The 4,600-nt window shown below is 62.7% G+C and carries 5 protein-coding genes, 1 tRNA gene and 1 pseudogene; 3 read left to right on the top strand and 4 right to left on the bottom strand.

Features of this window, described 5'->3' with window-relative positions; all coding sequences use genetic code 11:
- Both adh and AC5JJ6_RS00120 read right to left on the bottom strand, forming a co-directional pair.
- A pseudogene (gene adh, locus AC5JJ6_RS00125) lies at positions 1–858 on the bottom strand (aldehyde dehydrogenase); the annotation flags it as partial.
- A gap of 393 nt (positions 859–1,251) precedes the next feature.
- A tRNA-Leu gene (locus AC5JJ6_RS00120) sits at positions 1,252–1,338 on the bottom strand.
- A gap of 220 nt (positions 1,339–1,558) precedes the next feature.
- Between AC5JJ6_RS00120 and AC5JJ6_RS00115 the strand changes: the two genes are divergently transcribed.
- The 3 genes from AC5JJ6_RS00115 to AC5JJ6_RS00105 all read left to right on the top strand — a co-directional run bounded on the left by AC5JJ6_RS00115 (position 1,559) and on the right by AC5JJ6_RS00105 (position 3,357).
- The gene (locus AC5JJ6_RS00115) at positions 1,559–2,140 is read left to right on the top strand and encodes a YqaA family protein (RefSeq protein WP_496040089.1); all 582 of its coding nucleotides are present in this window, start codon (positions 1,559–1,561) and stop codon (positions 2,138–2,140) included.
- 61 nt (positions 2,141–2,201) lie between these two features.
- Positions 2,202–2,708 (top strand): disulfide bond formation protein B, encoded by a 507-nt coding sequence (locus tag AC5JJ6_RS00110; protein WP_496040088.1) that lies wholly within the window; start codon positions 2,202–2,204, stop codon positions 2,706–2,708.
- Between the two features lie 34 nt (positions 2,709–2,742).
- Complete coding sequence (locus tag AC5JJ6_RS00105) at positions 2,743–3,357, top strand: demethoxyubiquinone hydroxylase family protein (RefSeq protein ID WP_496040087.1); 615 nt, start codon at positions 2,743–2,745, stop codon at positions 3,355–3,357.
- 53 nt (positions 3,358–3,410) lie between these two features.
- Here AC5JJ6_RS00105 and AC5JJ6_RS00100 read toward each other — a convergent pair whose 3' ends face one another.
- Positions 3,411–3,974 (bottom strand): HNH endonuclease, encoded by a 564-nt coding sequence (locus tag AC5JJ6_RS00100; RefSeq protein ID WP_052831111.1) that lies wholly within the window; start codon positions 3,972–3,974, stop codon positions 3,411–3,413.
- Positions 3,975–4,167: 193 nt separating this feature from the next.
- Positions 4,168–4,600, bottom strand: a 433-nt coding sequence (locus AC5JJ6_RS00095; RefSeq protein WP_496040086.1) for an alpha/beta hydrolase, incomplete at its 5' end; no start/stop codon positions are given.

The raw sequence follows: 4,600 nt of genomic DNA, 5'->3' as shown, positions 1-4,600 counted from the left end.
CGCCTTGTCGAAGAAATCGTCGTCTTCGGCCATGACGTCGGAGAAGAAGATGTTCGGCGACTTGCCGCCCAGTTCCAGCGTGCAGGGAATGATGTTTTCCGACGCATACTGCATGATCAGGCGGCCGGTCGTCGTTTCGCCGGTGAAGGCGATCTTGGCGATGCGGCGGTTCTGCGCCAGCGGCTTGCCCGCTTCGACGCCGAAGCCGTTGACGATGTTCAGCACGCCTTCGGGCAGCAGGTCGGCGATCAGCTCGACCAGGACCATGATGGCCATCGGGGTCTGCTCGGCCGGCTTCAGGACGACGCAGTTACCGGCGGCAAGGGCGGGAGCCAGCTTCCACACGGCCATCAGCAGCGGGAAGTTCCAGGGAATGATCTGGCCGACGACGCCCAGCGGCTCGTGGAAGTGGTAGGCGACCGTGGTGCTGTCCAGCTCGGCGGCGGAGCCTTCCTGAGCGCGGATGCAGGCGGCGAAATACCGGAAGTGATCGACCGCCAGCGGCAGGTCGGCATGGGTCGTCTCGCGGATCGGCTTGCCGTTGTCGATGGTCTCGACCAGCGCCAGCAGGTCCAGGTTCTCTTCCATGCGGTCGGCGATGCGGTTCAGGACCTTCGCCCGTTCGGCCGGAGAAGTCAGGCCCCACTTCTCGCGCGCCTTGTGGGCAGCGTCGAGGGCCAGTTCAATGTCTTCGGCAGTCGAACGAGCGATCTCGCCGACCGGCTTTCCAGTAATTGGCGTGATGTTGCTGAAGTAACGACCCTGAACCGGAGCTACCCACTTGCCACCAATGAAGTTATCATACTTCGAACGGATGGCCACTTTACCATTCAACTTATCGAGAGCCTGATGGATCATTTCGTCCCCCTTTGCCACTTCAATGTTTAGCCTGCTGATGACCATATGAATGCATCATTTCGGGGGCGGCTGTATATGATACCTTAGACCCACTGCGACGTATTGTCCGTCCGTCATTAGTTCAACGAATGCGCAGTGACGCTGAATGAGGGAGGCGTGAGCCAGTCGACTGCCGCGTCGCTGAGGAATACTGGAACAGCGCGTCAGACCAGAGGCATCGAAGCATGACTGATCTGGAACGTTAAACGTCGGGCTGAAGAGGCTCGACCTACGTAAGCGTGCTCGTGAACAATGGCAGGAGCGCCGGTCGAAAGGACTGCGTGCGGTTGTAGGCGGGCCTCTTCAGCCCGATATCCCTGCCGGAACCGTCACTATCCAGGTCTTTGAAAACTTTGGTGCCCCCGGCCAGACTCGAACTGGCACGTCCTTGCGAACAACAGATTTTGAGTCTGCCGCGTCTACCGATTCCGCCACAGGGGCTACCTGGGGAAAGTGCGCGGATCATACTCACCGGAGGCCCCGGGTCAATCGGAATCCGTTGCAATATCTCGCACGCATTGACCTGTAAGGGTCAAGGTCCGGGACGATCGGGACGATTGCGTGCAGTGCGGCACACTGTTATCTACGGACGCTTATTCAGATCACGCCATAGCCCGGCCCGCTTTCCTGATCCCACTTTCCTCAACCAGATGAGATTCCCTTGATCAGACCGCTTTACGACTGGACGATGCGCCTGGCCGGCCATCGCCACGCCATGTGGGCCATGGGCTTCATATCGTTCATCGAGAGTTCGATTTTCCCTGTCCCGCCCGATGCCCTGATGATGCCGATGGTCCTGGCGCGCCGGGACAAGGCTTGGCGGATCGCCACGGTCTGCACGCTGGCCTCGGTGGTCGGCGGGCTGTTCGGTTACATGATCGGGTATTTCCTGTGGGATGCCATCGGTCAGCAGGTGATGGACTTCTACGGCTACGCCGCGAAGATGGACGAATTCGCCGCACTCTATAACGAGTGGGGTTTCTGGATCGTCGCCGGGGCCGGGTTCACGCCGTTCCCCTACAAGGTGATCACCATCGCAAGCGGGCTGACGCAGCTCGACCTTGCCGTCTTCATGGCGGCCTCCGTCATCTCGCGCGGCGCCCGGTTCTTCCTGGTGGCCGGACTGCTGTGGTATTTCGGTCCACCGATCCGGGTCTTCATCGAAAAGCACCTGGGCCTGCTCGCATCGGCATTCTTCGCGCTCCTGCTGGGTGGTTTCGCCGCCGTCCGCTATGTAATGTGACGGCCTTGCACCCCCGGCTCCCTCGTGCCGGTTACCAACCGCGGCTCCGGACGACATCACCATGGCCATCGCAGACCTGTCCACATCGCGTATTTCAGCGCTTTTCCTGCTGGGCGCCAGCGCCGGATCGCTTCTGGCGGCGTTCTTCTTCCAGTACGTGATCGGTCTTCAGCCCTGCGTGCTGTGCATCTGGCAGCGCTGGCCCTATGCCGTCGTGATCGCGCTGAGCATCGTTTCCCTCGCAGTGGCTACGGATGCCCATAAGCTTCGCGCCGCCCTGCTGGCGCTTTGCGGCGTGGCCTTGCTGGTCGGCGGCGGCGTCGCGGTCTTCCATGTCGGCGTCGAGCAGCACTGGTGGACCGGAACGTCCGGCTGCGGTGTCACGGCCACTGCGGATTCCATCGACGCCTTGCGGGCACAGATCATGGCGGCACCGGTCGTACGGTGCGACCAAGTCGCATGGTCGCTGTTTGGAATCTCCATGGCGGGATATAATATCCTGATCTCGCTGGTCCTTGCGGCCGTCGCCTTCTTCGCGGCGCGGCGCGCATTCGGATCGGCCGGATAAGACTCGACCGGATGAGACTCGAGAGGAGCGAACCATGACGGCAACGACGGAACGGCCCCAGATTTCCGCCCCGGAGGAACTCGCTCTGCTGGAGGCGCCGAAACGGCCCCGCCCCCGCTATTTGCCCGGCGATCCGGAAGACCGGGAGCGGCTGGCGCGGATGATCCGCGTCGATCATGCCGGCGAGTACGGCGCCAAGCGGATCTACGAGGGCCAGCTTGCCGTCCTCAAGCGCACGCCGGCCGCCAAGATCATCCGGCATATGAAGGATCAGGAGCAGGAGCACCTGGACACCTTCGAGCGCCTGATCGTCGAACGCCGCGTCCGCCCGACCGTGCTGCACCCGGTCTGGCACGTCGCAGGCTTCGCGCTGGGCGCCGCCACCGCCCTGCTGGGACAGCGCGCCGCCATGGCCTGCACGGTCGCGGTGGAGGAAGTGATCGACGAACACTACGCCGAGCAGGCGGAGCAGCTTGGCGACTCGGAACCGGAGCTGAAGGCTACCATCGAGAAGTTCCGGGCGGAGGAGCTGGAGCACCGCGACATCGGCCTTGCCCACGAGGCGGAACTGACGGCGGGCTATCCGGTATTGACCAGCCTGATCAAGGCCGGCTCGCGCGCCGCCATTTGGGCGGCCCAGCGCTTCTAAGGGAAGCGCCGGCGCGGGGCGACCCGAGCGGAGCCCCGCCAGGACGGCGACCGTCAGAACGGATCGAGTTCGGTATCCCAGTAAAGAAAATCCCGCCAACTTTCATGCAAGAAGTTTGGCGGGAAGGATCGTCCGTTTTCCTGAAGCTGAAACGCCGTGGGCTGGAACGGCGGGTAAAACGGTATCATGCCACACTGCTTGGGGAGCCTGTTCCCTTTCCTGAGGTTACAGGCGGAACAGGACGTCACGACGTTTTCCCACGTAGTTCGCCCGCCTTTGGAGCGCGGTATCACGTGGTCGAACGTCAGCTCCTGAGTCGGAAAAGGCTCGTTGCAGTACTGGCACGAAAAACGGTCGCGCAGGAAGACATTGAAGCGGGTGAAGGCCGGACGACGGGTCGCCGGGATGTATTCCTTCAATGAGATGACGCTGGGCAGCTTTATCTCGAAGTTGGGCGACCTGACGACTCGATCATATTCGGAAATGATGTTGACGCGGTCGAGGAACACGGCCTTGACAGCTTCCTGCCAGGACCACAGAGACAAAGGGAAGTAGCTCAGCGGACGGAAATCCGCATTCAGTACCAGCGCCGGACAGTGATCGGGTGGTGGTGCCAAGCCCACGCCCTCCTCTGGTTCCCTTGCCCGTCAGGCCCGAATGCCTGACCTGGATGTTCTTCTCTCATAGAGCATCCTCGGCCCAAACTCAACAAGTTGGACCGGGAACCATCCCGAACTTCATGACACTGTAACTATCGGGGTAGCGTGGCGGATCTTGCAGGGAACTCCCCTGCGCCGCCGCCGCCAGGATTCAGCCGAGCAGCGACCGCTTGAGGAAGAACCCGCCGCGCATCAGCCCTTCCTGGTCGATCCCATGCCCCAGGCCCGGCCGGACCTCCACATCCACCGGCACGCCGGCGGCCTGCAGGGCGGACTGCGCGGCAGGAAGCGCCTGGGCGGGAACGACCTGATCGGCGTCGCCGTGGACCAGCAGCACGGGCGGACGCGACTTGATTTCCGCGGTCAGAAGGTCGGGCGCCAGCAGCGCGCCGGAATAGCCCAGCACGGCAGCGACCGGCTCCGGCCGGCGCAGCGCCACGTACAGCGACGTCATGGTCCCCTGGGAGAAACCGACCAGCGCCAGCTTGTCCGGCGTCAGGCCCCGTTCCGCCAGCGCTTCGTCGATATAGGCGTTGATGACGGGAGCGACCTTCTTGACGCCGGCGGTCATGGCTGCCATCGAG

Source organism: Skermanella sp. (genome assembly GCF_059503625.1).
The sequence above is the reverse complement of the archived record's forward strand: the minus strand, read 5'-3'. Positions and strand labels throughout refer to the sequence as shown.

Excerpts from the sequence above, each read along its gene's own strand:
- AC5JJ6_RS00110 (WP_496040088.1), top strand. The coding sequence starts at position 2,202 with ATGGCCATCGCAGACCTGTCCACATCGCGTATTTCAGCGCTTTTCCTG.
- AC5JJ6_RS00105 (WP_496040087.1), top strand. The coding sequence starts at position 2,743 with ATGACGGCAACGACGGAACGGCCCCAGATTTCCGCCCCGGAGGAACTC.